Source organism: Caballeronia sp. KNU42 (assembly GCF_053760385.1).
Map to the genome: position 1 here is coordinate 1,265,214 of NZ_CM132390.1, position 15,879 is coordinate 1,281,092.

Consider the following 15,879-nt stretch of genomic DNA (forward strand, 5'->3'; position numbering starts at 1 on the left):
GCATTCGATTGTAGCGCCATGCCGACGCCCGAGGCCATCCGGCTCATTCCAGGTTCGTGTGATTCGAACGCATCTGCGCGTCACTTACGCCGAGCCTCGCCTTCAGGCGCAGGATCGCAACCTCGAAAAGCAGGAACAGGCTGCCTTCAAACACCGAGCCCATTGGCAGCATGGAGACATCGTCGCCCTGATCGCTGGCCATTGTCTGGCCCGGAACGACGACGACTTCGCTTGCGGCTGCAGGCACTGATGCGCAGGGCTGCGCGGTGATCGCCAGAACCGCCGCGCCCGCGGTGCGTGCAACCGTGGTCATGCTCAGAGCCGTCGGTAACTCGCCCGGACCGGCGGTGACGAGCAGCAGGTCGCCCGCGCCAATTGCCGGCGTCGTCATGTCTCCCACCACGGACACGGAGCATCCGAGATGGAACAGGCGCATGGCAAAGCCTTTGAGCTGCAGGCCTTCGCGCCCGCAGCCAAAAACCGCGACGTGACGGGCGCCGGCGATGCGCTCGACGAGCCGATCAATATCGGCATCTGCAATTTGCCGCACCGAGCGGTCCAGTTCGGACAGTATCGATTCAAAAAGTTCTTGTGATGTGTGCATGGGAATTCAATGGATTTTCAGGTTGCGTGTCTGTGACGGCGCTGCATGACGGTGGCCTGCAGGACGACGACAACCAGCAGCATCAATCCGCGGATCACGCTCTGCCAGTACGCAGACAGCGAGATGACGCCCAGGCCGTTTTCGAAATTGAGGACGGTGAAGAGCGTGCCCATCAGGAAGACGCCGGCGAGCGTCGCGAGGACGGAGCCCGCCCCGCCGGTGAGCAGCGTGCCGCCAATCACCACCGAAGCGATCGCGAACAGTTCCCAGCCCACGCCTTCGGTTGGCTGCCCGGCGCCCGACCCGGCGGCCAGCAGCACGCCCGCCAGGCCGGCCAGCGCGCCGCTCGCGGCATAGACGGCGAACTTGGTCGCATCGGGCCGCAGACCCATCAGGCGCGATGCCTCCTCGCCCCCACCCGTGGCCAGCACGCTGCGACCGGCGGAGGTGCGGTGCAGGATCAGCGAGCCGAGCGCGTAGAGCGCGACCACGATCAACGCGGGGACCGGAAAGATGCCCAGATCGCCCTGCCCGATGCCGGTGAAGCCGCTGGTGTAGGACACCGCAACCGACTGGTTGCCGGCCAGCAGCAGCGCGCAGCCGTTGGCCGCCAGCATGGTCACCAGGGTCGCGATGAACGGCAGCAGCCGCGCCCGCGTGACCAGCAGGCCGTTGACGACGCCGGCCGCGAGCCCTACCGCAACACCGGCCGCCAGGCCACCCGCCATACCTAGCGGACTCGCCTTGGCGGCCGCGACGCTTGCCAGCGCGGCCACCGCGCCCACCGACAGATCGATGCCGCCGGTCATGATGACAAAGCACATGCCTAGCGACACCAGCGCGAACATCGCGTTGGTGCGGCACACGCTCATCACGTTGTACAGCGACAGGAAGTTGTCGTAGCGAATGGCGCCGAAGGCGATCAGGGCGACTAGCGCGAGGGTGGCGCCGTGCTTGAAAAGACGTTCCAGGCGCGAGGCCTCCATCATGTCCTCCTTTGGGCTTGTTGCAGCCACACCGCCAGCGCGATGACGCCAGCCTTGACGACCAGCGCGGCGGCGTCGGGGACGCCGTTGGCCAGCAGGGTGTAGCGGATGAGCTGGATAGTCAGCGCGCCCAGCACGGTGCCCAGCAGGCGGGCCTGGCCGCCGCCGAGGGAGCTGCCGCCCACTGCTACAGCGGCTATCGCATCGAGTTCGGTGCCCAGGCCGATCTGATTGGCGTCACTGGCGGAATTGATGGCGATCACCACCAGTCCCGCGACACCGGCACACAGGCCGGAGATCGCATGCACGGCGAGCTTGATACGGCGCGCCGGGAGCGCCGCCATCAACGCAGCCCGCTCGTTGCCGCCGACAGCGAGCACGTAGCGGCCGAAGCGCGTGCGGCGCATGACCCACAGGGCCGCGGCGACAATGACCGCCATGACAAAAACCTGGGTCGGGATGCCGAGCAGGGCGCCTTGACCGATCCATGCGAACTGCGGCACCGAAAAGGTCTGCAGGTTGCCATCGACCAGCACCTGCGCAATGCCGCGCCCGGCGATGAACAGGATCAGCGTGGCGACGATGGGCTGGATGCCGAAACGCGACACCAGCCATCCGTTGAACAGCCCGAGCAGCCCCGCCACGCCGATCGCCGCTACGATCGCGAGGACCACGGCCAGGACGGTGTTGCCGATAAGGACGAGCTGCCCAAGGAAGATCATCGGCGCCAGCACACCGGAGATCGCCATCAAGGACCCCACCGACAGGTCAATGCCGCCTGTGGCGATCACCAGATTCATGCCGACCGCCACGATGATGATCGTGCACACCTGGGTGAGGTTGATGTTCAGCGTCTGCAGCGACAGGAAGTACGGCGTGACCGCGATGTTGAGCACCAGCAGCACGCCGAAGGCTGCCAGCGCGCCGTAGCGCGAGCACCAGGCGAGCCCGGCTCTCGCGCGGCCGCCGGTTGGCGCGAGGGTGGAGGAGACCTTTGTCATTGCATTGTCCCTTCAGCGCAGGCCGGACGACCCTGCGCCATCGCCTCCACGATAGCCGCGCGGCTGATGCCGGCGCCTTCGAGATGCGCAACGCTCTTGCCGTCGCGCAGCACCACGATGCGGTCGGCGCCCTCCAGCAGTTCGTCCAGCTCGGAGGAGATCATCAGCACCGACTGGCCCTCGTCAACGAGGCCGCGGATCAGGCGCTGGATCTCCCCCTTGGCGCCGATGTCGATACCGCGCGTGGGCTCGTCGAGGATCAGCAGCCTGGGCTGCGTCGCGATCCAGCGCGCCAGCAGCACCTTTTGCTGGTTGCCACCGGACAGCTCGCGGATTTTCTGTGCCGGCGAGCTGCACTTGATGCCAAGCTGCTCGATCAGCGTGCGCGCGAGTTCGCTCAAACGCTGTTCGTCGAGCAGGCCGCCGCGCCCCATCTTCGCCAGCACGCAGATCGTGATGTTGTCGGCTACGCTCATCTCGGGGAAGATGCCCTCGACCTTGCGATCCTCGGTGCAAAAGCCCATGCCGGCGGCCACGGCGTCGGCAACGGCGCGCGGACGGTAGGGCGCGCCGTCGAACTGCATCGAGCCCCGATCGGGGGTGTCGGCGCCGAACACGAGGCGCGCTGTTTCAGAGCGCCCGGACCCGAGCAGGCCGGCCATGCCGAGGATCTCGCCGCGGCGCAGATCGAAGCTCACATCGCGCGCCAAGGCGTCTGCGCCGATCGACTCCACCCGCAGCAGCGTGTCGCGCGGGCGGCCGCCCGCGCTGTGCGTGAAGGCCGTGGTCTTGCCGTGCGCACCGGTCATGTCGCGTCCCAGCATGTGTGAGACCAGATCCAGCTTGCCCAGGTCGCGGGCGTCCGCGCTATGCACCCAGCGCCCGTCACGCATGATCGTGATGCGATCGCTGATTGCATAGACCTCGTCGAGCTTGTGGCTGACGAAGATCACCGATACACCGTCCGCCTTGAGCTGACGGACCACGGTGAACAGGCGCTCCACCTCCTTGTCGTTGAGCGACGATGTGGGCTCGTCCATGATGACGAGCTTCGACGAAAACCCAATCGCCCGCGCGATCGCTGTCATCTGTTGCACGGCGGTGCTGAACTGGCCTAGCGGCCGGCTCACGTCGATGTCGATGCCGAAGCGGCCGAGCAACGCCTTCGCCTCTGTGCGCATGGCGCTCCAGTCGAGCAGGCCGCGCCGGCGCGGGGCGCGGCCCAGACAGATGTTCTCCGCCACCGACAACAGGGGCACGAGGTTGATTTCCTGATAGATGGTGCTGATGCCGCGCCGCTGAGCCTCCTGCGGCGAATGCACCTCGAAGGGCTCGCCCAGGAAGCGGACGTCGCCGCCGTCGCGGCTGACATAGCCAGTCAGCGTCTTGATGAGCGTGGACTTGCCGGCGCCGTTCTGACCCATCAGCGCGTGCACTTCGCCATAGCCGATGCGCAACTGCGCATCGGCCAGCGCCACTACGCCGGCGTAGCGCTTTTGCAGACCCCGGATTTCGAGCAGCGGTGCAGCGCCGGCCGTACCATGCGGCGCCCCTTCATGGGCCGAGGGCGGGGGAGCAGTCAATACGCCCACGCCAGCGCTTCCTTGGCATTCGACCGGTCGTAGAAGCGGTCGTCATTCTTGATGAAGCCCGGCAGGCTCTGGCCGGCCACGTAAGCCGCCATGGTCGCGAAGGCCTTGGGGCCGAACATCGGGTTGCATTCGCAGGAACAGCCGAGCTTGCCGTCCAGGATTGCCTTCACGCCTTCCTTCTCGCCATCGATGGAGACGAACAGCACATCCGTGCCCGGCTTTCGTCCAGCGGCTTCGAGGGCCGCGATGGCGCCCAGGGTCATCTCGTCGGCGTGGGTGTAGATGATGTTGGCCTCAGGGTGCGCCTGCAGCAGGGTCTGGGCGGTTTGGCGGCCCTTGTCGCGCGAGAAGTCGCCGCTTTGCGACGCCACGATTTTGAACTGCGGGTGCTGCTTGATGACCTCGTCGAAGCCCTTCTTGCGGTCGTTCGCGGGCGAGGAGCCCACGCTGCCCTCGATCTCCAGGATGGTGGTCTTGCCGCCGGCGTTGGCGACCAGCCATTGCGCGACGCGGCGGCCTTCCTCGACGAAGTCCGAGCCGATGAAGGTCACGTAATCCTCACCCGGCTTGACCATCGCGTGGTCCACGTCCCGATCGAGCAGGATGACCGGGATGCCCGCCTTCTTTGCGTTCATCACGGCGGGCACCAGGGGCTTGTCCTCGCGCGGCGTGAGGAAGATCAGGTCGACCCGCTGAGCGATCATCGAATTCACATCCGCGGCCTGTTTGGCGGCGGAGCCGGCCGCGTCGGTATAGACGAGCTGATGGCCCAGTCTGGCCGCCTCGTCTCGCATGCTCCTGGTCTGCGCGATTCGCCAGGGGTTGTTGCTTTCGCTTTGCGCAAAGCCGACCCGGTATTTGTCCTTCTTCTCCAGTTTGGGCAACGCGGCCAGCGCGTTCAGCGGCAGCCAGCCGGCGGCGGCAAGTCCGGCGGCAACGAGTAACTTTCGGCGGGTCAACTCCATGCTTGTCTCCTGTAGGTATCCGAGAGTGAACTAGCTGAAGTTGCGTTCAGCCAGTAATCAGCATAAGTTGGTTATTTATATTTATAAATTAGGGTAAGTACTCAAAAAACCTGTTACATCGAGGCTGACGCAGGGTGACAACCCGTGGTCCGATCACGGCGATCCGGAAATGAATGGTCGATGAGTGTTGGCTGCCCAGCTGTGGCGTCGGGCGAGATGTCTGAAGATCCGTAGCACTCAGTAGGTTGTCGATCGTGCGACAACCTACGGTCCAGCCGCCTGCTATCGAAATTGGTTGTTTCCGGACGAGATGGTGTGAAAACACGCCGATCGTCCAAACTGGATTAAGTCATTCAGGATGGCTGCCGTCCGTCGCCGTGATCGACAATGCGTGATCAAGAATGCAGTTCGCCGCCGCAATGAACGCTATGTACGGGACTTGCTGGTTAGCACCATCGAGATACCGCCAAGAATCGTAGCGGAAGCCGCCGCTAGCCGTGGCGTGATCGCTTCCGACAGGAACGCCACGCCGCCAAACGCAGCGATCAGCGGCACCGACAACTGTACGGTGGCGGCTCGCATGGCGCTAAGCTTGCTCAGCGCCGCATACCAGATGACGTACCCGATGCCGGAAGTGAGTGCACCGGAGGCAATCGCCAGGGCGACCCCAGCCTTGTTCGCGTGGGCTCGGGCGCTGGCGATGAAAAACGCGCTCATCAAGAGGGCAAGCGGCGCCGCTCGAGCGAAATTTCCCGCCGTCGCTGCGAGCGGGTCGGCCACTGCGCGGCCACGCAACGAGTACACGCCCCAGGCGACGCCTGCGATCGCCATCAACGCCGCGCCGACGAGCGGCGGTGCGGCGATCCCCGGTGATACCAGGTAGACAAGCCCACTGACTGCCAGTGCGAGACCGAGCCACGCGATGGATCCGAACTTCTCGCCGGAGCGCAAACCCACGCTGAACATCGTCAATTGGACTGCGCCGAATAGAATCAAAGCGCCTGTGCCAGCGGACAACGTGAGATACGCGAAGGAGAAGAACGCGACGTAAGCAAACAGCATGGCAGCGGCAAGCCAATCGGCATGTCTGGGCGCGCTCGGTTCTGACCTGAACCGGACAATCACTGCGAGCATGATCGCGCCCGAAACCAATCTGATGCCGGCGAAGCTGACCGGATCGATTTCCCCGCGCAGCAGCGCGAGCCGGCACAGCAACGAATTAGCCGCGAAGGCGAGCATGGCCACCGAAGTGAGGACGGTCGTCTGCAAGATCAGCAAGCCACTGCGTGCTTTATGCATGTGTCAAAACCAGAACGAATGCCCACGACAAAAGCGCCACGCCGAGGGGAGTGCTGAGACGCCTGCCCCAGGAAACGTTTTTTTCGATCGCCATCACGGTGGCAAGCAGGAGCATCCAGCCGAGGCTGCCGGTTCCGAGCGCGAACATCAATAGCATCAACGCCCAGCAGCAGCCGACGCAAAACAGTCCGTGCTGCGCGCCAAGCACAAAGGCGTTCCAGGCTTGCGCGTGCCCACGCCAGCGCGCGATGACGAAGCTCATGGGCGTGCGGCACTTTTCAAGGCACCGGTACTTGAGCTTGCTGAATTGAAATGCGCCTGCCAACGCAATCACGGCGACACCGATCAGCCAGCCGTGCCAGGCGAGGCTCGGTACGCTGGCGAGCAGGGACAGCAATGCACTGTGCAGTGCGTGCGCCAAAATTCCGAAGGCGCCCCACACCGTCATGTAGCCCATGCCGAGCAGCATAAGAAGGCGCCCATGGTCAGGGCGCCCCGCGGTCAACCGGTCGAAGGCATTGAACAACGGCAACGTGGTCGGCAGCATCATGGCGACTGTCATCAGGATCCATGCGAGCGCATAGAGCAGCATGGGCACGACCACGCCGCCTGCGGGAACAACACGGCAAAGAAATGCCGCCGGTCCCGACGCTGTCCAGTCACCGTGTTCGATATAACGCCCATATGGACTGCGAGCCCACGCCCATAAGACCACCCACGCGAGCGCAATCAGCGCAGTCAACAGAGCCAGGAACACGTGAGCATGGCGCGAGGCGCGGGCCGGCGATGGGCCGGCCATCGGGCTCATGCGTCGAACACGAACGTGCTCTGCAGGGCGTTGTGGTTTTTGATGTCGAGGTCGATGCCGATTGCGGCGTTCTTCGATCGATAGGTCGGGGCCTTGCCGACAAATACCGGAGCGCCGGGTACTGTCGAGAACACGGTGTCAGACAGCGTGGTCTGGCCACCGGTCGCGCCCAGATAGGGTTCGAGTTCGGCGTAGTAGTCGGTGCCGATCTCGAGTTCGCCTTTGCCGGCAACTACGGTGAAGCGGATCGGCGCTCGCTCCACGGATACGACCTGGCCGATGAGCTTGGCAAGATCGGCGACCGGTCCGCCGGCCTGGCCGGTGTACACCTTCAGCAATGCATCTTCCTGCGCCTTTGAGGCCTGGTCGTCGACATAGATTGCGGCAGTCCAGTTGCCTTGCAGGATGTTGCCGGGTACATGGGCGACGGCCGCGATGGTATTGCCGCCCACATCGACGCCGTCGACCGTCCCCTTGTCTATACGCCACGCGACAATGGTGTCGCAGGTACCGTTGTCAGGGTCCTCGCCGATCCAGCAGGGGCAAAGCACCTTGCAGTTGCAAACTTCGAGCAGACGACCTTCCAGGTGATAACTCATACGAACCTCCATTGAAGGTACGCAAACACCAACTTGTCGCCGCGGGGCGCGGCTGCAAGGAGCCCTAATTGTCCCGCTGCGAGTTGCGACAAGTCAAGTTCGTTGACGGCCACGCAGGTCGGATAACAGTCAGGCTCGCGGTTGTGCAAGGTCATTGCATCGTTCAGCGTCGGACCGGGCTCGGCCAACAACGGACGCTGGGCTTCTTCGACCTGATGGTGGAAGGCTGATTAGGAAGCGTCATTTCCACCGGGCTCCGGGGTGTCTCTGCCACCGGTACTATCAGCCGTTGCGATTTTCTAATTTTTCGCCAATTTGAGGCGCCTCAAAATCCGATCAGAGACTCGCTTATCTAGCGGGCACCCGACCCGCCCATTCTTTCAACGACATTGCGCTGGCCTGTCATTCATTAATGGGAGTCCAACCATGCTGCCATCTCTCTCACTTCGCGTTTTCGCAGTCCAACGCGGCGACGGACTGCGCCCTGAACTTAGCGAAGCGAAAGCGAAAGCGAACCGCAAGCGGCAAGTTCTGTTCGATGCAAACGGGTCGATCCGCTACATTCGAACGCCAGCCGGCATGATCAGCCGGGCAGCTCTGTGAAGCCTGAGCCGTGCAGTCGGATGGTTGTGAGGTCTCTCATGGCCTACCCGTTCCCATAGTCAATCAAGGTAGAAGAATGAGATCAGGCAAACCGCTGCGTCACTTGAATCGCAATTGACCGGTTGCATAACGTTTTCGAAAACTGTTGCGCCAGCGACGCCACAGACGGCGACTAATAACAACACAAGCCACACAAGGCGCACGATAGCCTCTACTTCATGATTGTCTGAGACCAATTATGGCTCATCAGCGCCCCACCGACATCGCCACGTCAATGTCGGACAAGATCCGTCCGTCTTCTGCGCAATTGCGCGCCCGCTCCGCAAAATAAGTCGCGACCGCTTAAACGTGACAGTTCGAACTTGCTCTGTCATCCTAACAATACTTCGACATAAAAACACCCCGAAAGCTTGGATTGATATCCAGGTTTCGTGATGCGGTTCATTCCGCAGTCACTTTTGACGACGCGCTGACAGTGTTGCCTTGTGACCACGCCCCAGCTCCGCTGATTCCGGGCACGATTTCAATCTCGGACACCCGCCGGACCCGGTCATGACGGTGCCGCAAAAAAGTGATAGCGTTACGCCCTAATGCATTGTTCCACAACGAATTTTTAAGTTTTTTCTACACGCGAAAAAACTAGCTGAGTACCAGTTTCACGCCAACAATCACCAGCGTGGCGGCCAGCACGTTGCGCAGCAGCACCTCCGGCGCCCGTGTGGACAGCATGCTGCCCAGCACGATCCCTGGCAGCGAGCCCACGAGCAGGGACGCCAGCAGGTCCCAGTTGACGGAACCGAGCAGCCAGTGGCCGGTCCCGGCGATCAGCGTGAGCGGAACCGCGTGCGCAATATCCGACCCAACTATCCGCGCTGTCGGCAAACGCGGGTAGAGCAGCAACAGCACGGTAACGCCAATGGCGCCCGCGCCGACCGAGGTGATCGACACCAGCACGCCCAGGATTGCGCCGGTGAGCACGGTCCAGGCCACTGTGCGGGTTTCGCGGCTCGCCGACCCTGGCTTGCCGCTCGCCTCACGGGCCATCCCGGTCTTGTAGGCGAGACGCGCGAGCTGTGGCCGGAACACGAGTGAGACGGCGGTGACAAGCAGCGCGGAGCCCAGCACGAGCTGGATGACCCGGGCGGCGGCGGGTGTGTTCAAGCCGTACCGGCTGAGCAGGAACAGGGTGACGGCCGCCGCGGGAATGCTGCCCGCCGCGAGCCGGCCGGTGATACGCCAGTCCACGGACCCTTTGATCCCGTGAACCAGCGTGCCGGTCGCCTTGGTCGCGGCAGCATAGAGCAGGTCCGTACCGACCGCGGTGGCCGGGTGGATGCCGAACAGGAGCACGAGCAGCGGCGTCATCAGCGAGCCGCCGCCCACTCCGGTCAGGCCCACGAGGAAGCCGACGCCGAGACCGGATGCTGAATAAAGTAAGTCGATGTGTGGAAAAGACATGCGGCGAGGAGAACCGGTTGGATGAGCTTCGGTCGAAAAACGGTCGATGATAGCGGGTCCGCGGTGTGCTTGCCTCCCGTCCGCAAAAATTGATTCGCAGGCTCCGGCCGTACAATCGCCCGAGTGTCCAGGCAACTCTTTCAGGAAGGTGTAATGGAAACGAAGGAACAACAGCAAGCAAAGCAGGCGCTCAGCGACCGGAAGGCTGGTGATATCGCTCATGACGACGTGCCCGAGCCAATCCGCAGCACGGCCGGCGTTCGCGAGGTTCCTCCGTCGACGCCCGAAGCCAACACGGACGGCGCATTTGTCGCAACCGAACACACGAACTACGCGACCGAGCGCCAGTTTGTGCTCAAGGCCGGCAATACCTTCGTGGTCAACGACGCGAATGGCGACATCCGCGGCAATGACGACGGTCTTTTCGTGAACGACACCCGCGTATTGTCCCAGTTGCGCCTGACCTTCGGCGGACGCTCGCCGTCGCTCCTGTCCGGCAGCGTGTCCAGCGACAACGCTGTTTTCACCGCGCACATGACCAACCGGCCGCTGCCGATCATCGGCGGGGCGAGCACGCCTGAGGGCGTGATCCACGTCGAGCGCCGCCGGGTGCTGTCGCGGCACGTGCTGCACGAAGCCATCGTGTTGACCAATTACGGCACGGAACCGGCCACCGTGCCGCTTTCGATCAACTTCGCCGCCGATTTCCACGACATGTTCGAAGTGCGCGGGTCCACGCGCCCGAAACGCGGGTCAATGCGCGAGCCGTGCATTGAAGACGGCGTAGTCGTGTTGCGCTATACGGGCCTGGATGAGGTCGAGCGGACTGCGCGCATCCAGTTTTCGCCTGCGCCGCATTCGCTCTCGGTCAATCGAGCGGACTACGTACTGCGGATCCAGTCGGAAACGGCCATGTCGATCTACCTGTCGATCACGGCCGTCACGCACGCGTTGAGCGACGCCAGCGCGGAGAGCAAGAAGATTGCAGAGGAAGGCGCCGAATGTGCGCCGGAGTCGGGGCGGCCGGCTATTCGCGAGGCGCTTGTGGATGCTCATCGGCGCATGCGTGAACGTCGGCGTTCGGTGGCGCGCGTGCGCTCGAGCAATCCGTTGTTCAGCGAATGGATCGATCGTTCGCTCGCCGATCTCGGTTTGCTGACGACCGATCTCGAGACGGGGCCCTATCCGTACGCGGGAATTCCGTGGTTTTCCACGGCGTTCGGCCGCGACGCCATCATTACTTCGTTGCAGATGTTATGGATCGATCCGTCGCTTGCGCGTGGCGTGCTGCGGTTTCTGGCGGCGCACCAGGCACGCGAAGACTCGGCGTTCCGCGATGCCGAAGTGGGCAAGATCATGCACGAGACCCGCAATAGCGAAATGGCTGCTACGGGAGAAGTGCCGTTTGCGATGTACTACGGCGGGGTCGACAGCACGCCGCTGTTCGTCGCGCTGGCCGGCGCCTACGCCGAGCGAACCGGCGACATGGCGTTGATCGACGAATTGTGGCCCGCGCTACAGCTGGCCTCGCAATGGATCGCAGGTCATTGCGACAAGAACGAATTCGGCTTGCTGAGCTACCAGCGCGCAACGGAAGCGGGGCTTGCCAACCAGGGCTGGAAAGACAGCGGCGACTCCGTGTTTCACGCCGACGGCAGTTTCCCGATCGGACCGATCTCGCTGGTCGAAGTCCAGGCGTACGCATCCACCGCGTTTGCCACCATGGCCCGCTTCGCGCGGCAGCGTAATGCACCCGAGCAAGCGTCGGAATTTGAAAAGCGCGCGCAGAACATCCGCGAACGCGTGGAAACCATGTTCTGGATGCCCGAGTCGGAGTTCTACGGTATTGCGCTCGACGGCAAGGGGAAACTGTGCGAAGTGTTGGCGTCGAATGCCGGACACTTGCTGGCCTTCGACCTGGTCGAGCGCAGCCGCGGTGAAGCAGTCGCGCGCCAGCTTGAGTCGACCCTTTTCAATACCGGTTGGGGCGTCCGAACGTTGGCGGCAGGTCAGCCGCGTTTCAATCCCATGTCGTACCACAACGGCTCCGTGTGGCCGCACGACAGCGCCATGTGCGCTCGCGGACTCGCACGCTACGGTGACCGCAGCGGTGCGGTGCGTTTGTTGCAGGCACTGTTCGAGGCGGCCGTCACGTTCGATATGCGCCTGCCCGAGCTGTTCTGCGGCTTCACCCGGCAACGCGGTGAGCGGCCGATCGGCTATCCGGTCGCGTGTTTGCCGCAAGCCTGGGCGGCCGGATCGCCGTTCATGATCCTCGAGGCCTGTCTCGGAGTCACGATCGACGCCCAGCGGCAGGAAGTGCGTATCGACCGGCCGCAGTTGCCTGATGGTATCGACTGGCTGGAGATCGGTGACCTGCGGGTTGGGGACAAGACCGTATCGATCACCTTCCGGCGGGTAGGCGGGCAGATCGTGCCGTCTATCGAAGGCGATATCCGCGTGGTGGCGGTGCTTTAACCGCAGCGCGAACATCGCCGCCACCGCCTGCCTGCTGGCTAGCCTGTGTGGCGATTCAAACCGCGACGCTGCCGACGTAGTTTTCGGCCAGCGCCGTGGCGGCGGCGCGCGACGTGGTCACGTGTTCGAGTTCGGCCACTTGCAGGCGTTGTTCGAACGGCGAGGTGTCGTCGAGCTTGTGCAGCATCCGGGTCATCCACCACGAGAAATGCTCCGCGCGCCAGACGCGCTTCAGGGCAGTTTCGGTGTAGCGGTCCAGTTTGTCGCTCGCGCCTTCTTCGTAGAACGCTTGCAAGGCGGCGGTCAGGATACGGACGTCCGACACCGCCAGGTTCATGCCTTTTGCGCCGGTGGGCGGGACAATGTGCGCGGCGTCGCCGGCGAGGAACAGCTTGCCGGATTGCATCGGCGTGGAGACGAAACTGCGCATGCCGACAATGTTCTTCTGGAAGATCCGCCCTTCCGTGATCTGCCAACCGTCCAGCGTGTCTACGCGTGCGTGGAGTTCGGACCAGATGCGGTCATCGGACCAGGCATCGACCGAGTCCTTCGGGTCGCATTGGAAGTACATGCGCTGCACGTTCGGCGAGCGGGTGCTGATGAGCGCAAAACCGCGATCGTGGCGAGCGTAAATCAGCTCGTGCGCCGAAGGCGGCGCTTCGACCAGGATTCCGAACCAGCCGAACGGATAGATGCGCTGATAGTCCTGCCGCGATTCCTGGGGCATCGACCCGCGGGCGACCCCTTGCGAGCCGTCGCAGCCGATGATGAAGTCGCACTCCAGTTCGTGCTCGAATCCTTCGTGCCTGCAGCGGATGCTGGGCCGGGTGGTGCCTGGGGCATCATCGAAGTTATGCAGCGACACGTCGGTCACGCCGAATTTCAGCGCGCCGTCAGCCGCTACACGTGCCGCGACCAGATCCTTGATGACTTCGTGCTGCGCATAGACGGTGATCGAATGGCCGGTGAGTTCGGTCAGTGCAATGCGCTTGCGTTGTCCTTCGAAAGCGAGTTCGAAACCGTGATGTACCGCGCCTTCGGCCAACATCCGTGCGCCGAGTCCCGCTTCATTGAGCAGGTCCATCGTCCCTTGCTCGAGAACGCCTGCACGAATGGTGGATTCGATATCGACGCGGCTGCGTGCCTCAAGCACAACCGATTCGATACCGCGAAGATGGAGAAGATGAGAGAGCAGGAGGCCCGCAGGACCCGCACCAATGATGCCGACTTGAGTACGCATGAATGTCTCCGGAATGCGTGTTGATTTTGTGGACACAGTTTTGCGCACCGACGGGGTATCGCGCAACGCGATAACGTGGATAGGCTATATCTCGAATGTGGATAAAGGTTTCGGCTCATCAGGCGCTTTTCGGGGCGAGATTGCGCAACCAGTCCATGCTGGATTGATCGCGTATGCCATTAGGAGGGGCATCACCGAAAACTTCTTGGGCGTCCTGCGCAGTTGCCGGACTAAAACGACATTCGCCCAAACGACCGGGCACAGTGGCGGGCGGGTCGGGCAATCCGGGTTGGAGCGGACCAGCCGTGCGTGCGAAACTGGCGCTTCCCGCCAGCAATCACCCCACGTCGCTCAAGGTACACGCACCCATGCCATTCACCATCCGCCGTCTTACAGCCGCCGACGCCGCTGCGTATCGCGATATCAGGCTCGAAGGTCTCGCCCAGCACCCCGATGGGTTCGGCTCGGCGTGGGAGGACGAAGCCGAGCAGCCGCTCGTATGGTTCGAGCAACGGATCGTGAGTGCTGCGGTGTTCGGCGGGTTTTTAGACGGCGAAAACGCGCCGGCGGGCGTCGCCGGCCTGATCGTGCCGCAAGGCGCGAAGCAGCGGCACAAGGGCGCGCTGGTCGGCATGTACGTGCGCCCGGCCGCTCGCGGGACGGGAATGGCGCTGGCCCTCGTGCAAGCGGTTCTAAGTCACGCACGCAACGTGGTGGAAGAAGTGCAACTGACGGTTGCGCCGCATAACGAAGTGGCGCAACGGCTGTATCGCTCGGTGGGATTCGTCGAATACGCGCGTGAACCGCGATCCCTGAAAATAGACGGCAAGTATCAGGAGGCCGTGCTCATGACCTTGCCGTTTCAACCCATCGTGAGCTGAGCAACGGACTATCCGCCGCTCGATTCCCGCAACTGCTTCAAACGATATTCACCCTGGCGCGCAAACATCCAGCCCGGATATTCCGGGGCGAGCTGGCTGACTTCATCGAGTGCGGCGAGTTCGTCATCATTCAGCTTCACTTGTGTTGCGGCGATGTTGTCATCGAGTTGCTCAACCCGCTTCGCCCCGATAATCACGCTCGTCACCGCCTTCTGGTGCAGCAGCCACGCCAGCGCGATTTGCGCCACCGTCACGCCCTTGGCTTCGGCCATCTGCGTCATGGCGTCGATGCAATCAAATGCGCGATCCATGTTCACCGGTGGAAACGGGAAATTCGTGCGCCGGCCCTGCTCCGCCGAACTGCCGTCGCGCTTGTATTTGCCGCTCAGCAAGCCGCCCGCAAGCGGACTCCAGACCATCAGGCCCAGGTTTTCGCTCTTGAGCATGGGGACGATTTCACGTTCGAGATCGCGCCCGGCAATCGTGTAATACGCCTGTAGCGACTCGAAACGCGCGAGCCCAAGCCGCTCCGAAATGCCAAGCGCCTTCGCGATCTGCCACGCCGCCCAGTTCGATACACCGATGTAGCGCACATGGCCGTGCTGCACCAGGTTGTCGAGCGCACGCAGCGCTTCTTCGATGGGCGTGGCGGCATCGAAGCCATGCAGCTGATACAAATCGATGTGATCGAGTTGCAGGCGTTTCAGGCTCGCCTTCACACCGTCAATGATGTGATACCGCGATGCGCCGCGCGAGTTGATGCCTTTCGTGCCGGTTTCGCCGTGGATCTTGGTCGCGACCACCACGTTTTCGCGAGGCACCTTCAGGTTCTTGAGCGCCTGGCCGGTCATGATCTCCGACGTGCCGTCGGCGTAGACGTCGGCGGTATCGATGAAGTTGATACCCGCATCCAGCGCGCGGCCGACGAGCTTGTCCGCGTCCGCCTGTTTCAGGCCGCCAATATTGGTCCACATCCCGCCTTCGCCGAAGGTCATGGTGCCGAGGCACAATTCCGAAACGAACAAGCCGGTATTGCCGAATTTTCTGTTACGCATGCTGGGTCCCTTAGAATTCATCCTGAACTGGCGGCTTGCAGATTCTTACTATGGCCGCTTCACGGCGGAACAACCGAACGCCCGTTCGGTGTTTCAGCAACGCCGCGATGACGCAGTATCTGCCTGCGCCGCTTCGCCCGGCTAGCCTGATCCTGTCGGATCATTGCCCGATCCTGCAAACGCCGCGCCGGTCGCTGGGCGAAAACACGCGGGCGCGAGTAAGCTGGGTGCCATTCGCCGGCAGTGTGCAATTGGCCCTGGCTTGATCACATTGGCTTCTGACTGACGGCAACCCTTCTCCATCCTTGCA

The 15,879-nt window shown here is 63.0% G+C and carries 14 protein-coding genes; 3 read left to right on the forward strand and 11 right to left on the reverse strand.

Features of this window, described 5'->3' with window-relative positions; translation table 11 throughout:
- Window positions 1-43: 43 nt before the first annotated feature.
- The 9 genes from hxlB to ACSOSP_RS36940 form a co-directional block, all read right to left on the reverse strand.
- On the reverse strand, window positions 44-604 hold the full coding sequence (gene hxlB, locus ACSOSP_RS36900) for a 6-phospho-3-hexuloisomerase (RefSeq protein ID WP_455313962.1): 561 nt from the start codon (window positions 602-604) through the stop codon (window positions 44-46).
- A gap of 17 nt (window positions 605-621) precedes the next feature.
- A complete protein-coding gene (locus ACSOSP_RS36905) occupies window positions 622-1,593 on the reverse strand; it encodes an ABC transporter permease (RefSeq protein ID WP_455313963.1) in 972 nt (323 codons plus the stop codon).
- Window positions 1,590-2,591: an ABC transporter permease gene (locus tag ACSOSP_RS36910; RefSeq protein ID WP_455313964.1), complete on the reverse strand. Its 1,002-nt coding sequence runs from the start codon at window positions 2,589-2,591 to the stop codon at window positions 1,590-1,592. Before ACSOSP_RS36910 ends, ACSOSP_RS36905 begins: the two co-directional genes overlap by 4 nt.
- Complete coding sequence (locus ACSOSP_RS36915) at window positions 2,588-4,183, reverse strand: sugar ABC transporter ATP-binding protein (RefSeq protein ID WP_455313965.1); 1,596 nt, start codon at window positions 4,181-4,183, stop codon at window positions 2,588-2,590. The genes ACSOSP_RS36910 and ACSOSP_RS36915 overlap by 4 nt, the downstream gene beginning before the upstream one ends.
- A complete protein-coding gene (locus ACSOSP_RS36920) occupies window positions 4,171-5,148 on the reverse strand; it encodes an ABC transporter substrate-binding protein (RefSeq protein WP_455313966.1) in 978 nt (325 codons plus the stop codon). The genes ACSOSP_RS36915 and ACSOSP_RS36920 overlap by 13 nt, the downstream gene beginning before the upstream one ends.
- 426 nt (window positions 5,149-5,574) lie before the next feature.
- Window positions 5,575-6,447 (reverse strand): DMT family transporter, encoded by an 873-nt coding sequence (locus ACSOSP_RS36925; RefSeq protein ID WP_455313967.1) that lies wholly within the window; start codon window positions 6,445-6,447, stop codon window positions 5,575-5,577.
- A complete protein-coding gene (locus tag ACSOSP_RS36930) occupies window positions 6,440-7,255 on the reverse strand; it encodes a DUF2182 domain-containing protein (RefSeq protein ID WP_455313968.1) in 816 nt (271 codons plus the stop codon). The genes ACSOSP_RS36925 and ACSOSP_RS36930 overlap by 8 nt, the downstream gene beginning before the upstream one ends.
- The gene (locus ACSOSP_RS36935) at window positions 7,252-7,854 is read right to left on the reverse strand and encodes a DUF1326 domain-containing protein (protein WP_455313969.1); all 603 of its coding nucleotides are present in this window, start codon (window positions 7,852-7,854) and stop codon (window positions 7,252-7,254) included. The genes ACSOSP_RS36930 and ACSOSP_RS36935 overlap by 4 nt, the downstream gene beginning before the upstream one ends.
- A gap of 1,242 nt (window positions 7,855-9,096) precedes the next feature.
- Window positions 9,097-9,915: a sulfite exporter TauE/SafE family protein gene (locus ACSOSP_RS36940; protein ID WP_455315351.1), complete on the reverse strand. Its 819-nt coding sequence runs from the start codon at window positions 9,913-9,915 to the stop codon at window positions 9,097-9,099.
- A 153-nt stretch (window positions 9,916-10,068) separates the two neighbouring features.
- On the opposite strand from ACSOSP_RS36940, the gene ACSOSP_RS36945 reads away from it, so the two are divergent.
- On the forward strand, window positions 10,069-12,393 hold the full coding sequence (locus ACSOSP_RS36945; RefSeq protein WP_455313970.1) for an amylo-alpha-1,6-glucosidase: 2,325 nt from the start codon (window positions 10,069-10,071) through the stop codon (window positions 12,391-12,393).
- Between the two features lie 55 nt (window positions 12,394-12,448).
- Here ACSOSP_RS36945 and ACSOSP_RS36950 read toward each other — a convergent pair whose 3' ends face one another.
- On the reverse strand, window positions 12,449-13,633 hold the full coding sequence (locus tag ACSOSP_RS36950; RefSeq protein WP_455313971.1) for a 4-hydroxybenzoate 3-monooxygenase: 1,185 nt from the start codon (window positions 13,631-13,633) through the stop codon (window positions 12,449-12,451).
- Between the two features lie 305 nt (window positions 13,634-13,938).
- Here ACSOSP_RS36950 and ACSOSP_RS36955 point away from each other — a divergent pair, with 305 nt between their 5' ends.
- A complete protein-coding gene (locus tag ACSOSP_RS36955; protein ID WP_455313973.1) occupies window positions 13,939-14,514 on the forward strand; it encodes a GNAT family N-acetyltransferase in 576 nt (191 codons plus the stop codon).
- A gap of 8 nt (window positions 14,515-14,522) precedes the next feature.
- Here the strand turns inward: ACSOSP_RS36955 and ACSOSP_RS36960 are convergent, their stop codons facing one another.
- The gene (locus tag ACSOSP_RS36960) at window positions 14,523-15,569 is read right to left on the reverse strand and encodes an aldo/keto reductase (protein ID WP_455313974.1); all 1,047 of its coding nucleotides are present in this window, start codon (window positions 15,567-15,569) and stop codon (window positions 14,523-14,525) included.
- A gap of 107 nt (window positions 15,570-15,676) precedes the next feature.
- On the opposite strand from ACSOSP_RS36960, the gene ACSOSP_RS36965 reads away from it, so the two are divergent.
- Window positions 15,677-15,835, forward strand: coding sequence for a hypothetical protein (locus ACSOSP_RS36965; RefSeq protein ID WP_455313975.1), 159 nt, complete (start codon window positions 15,677-15,679; stop codon window positions 15,833-15,835).
- Window positions 15,836-15,879 lie beyond the last annotated feature (44 nt).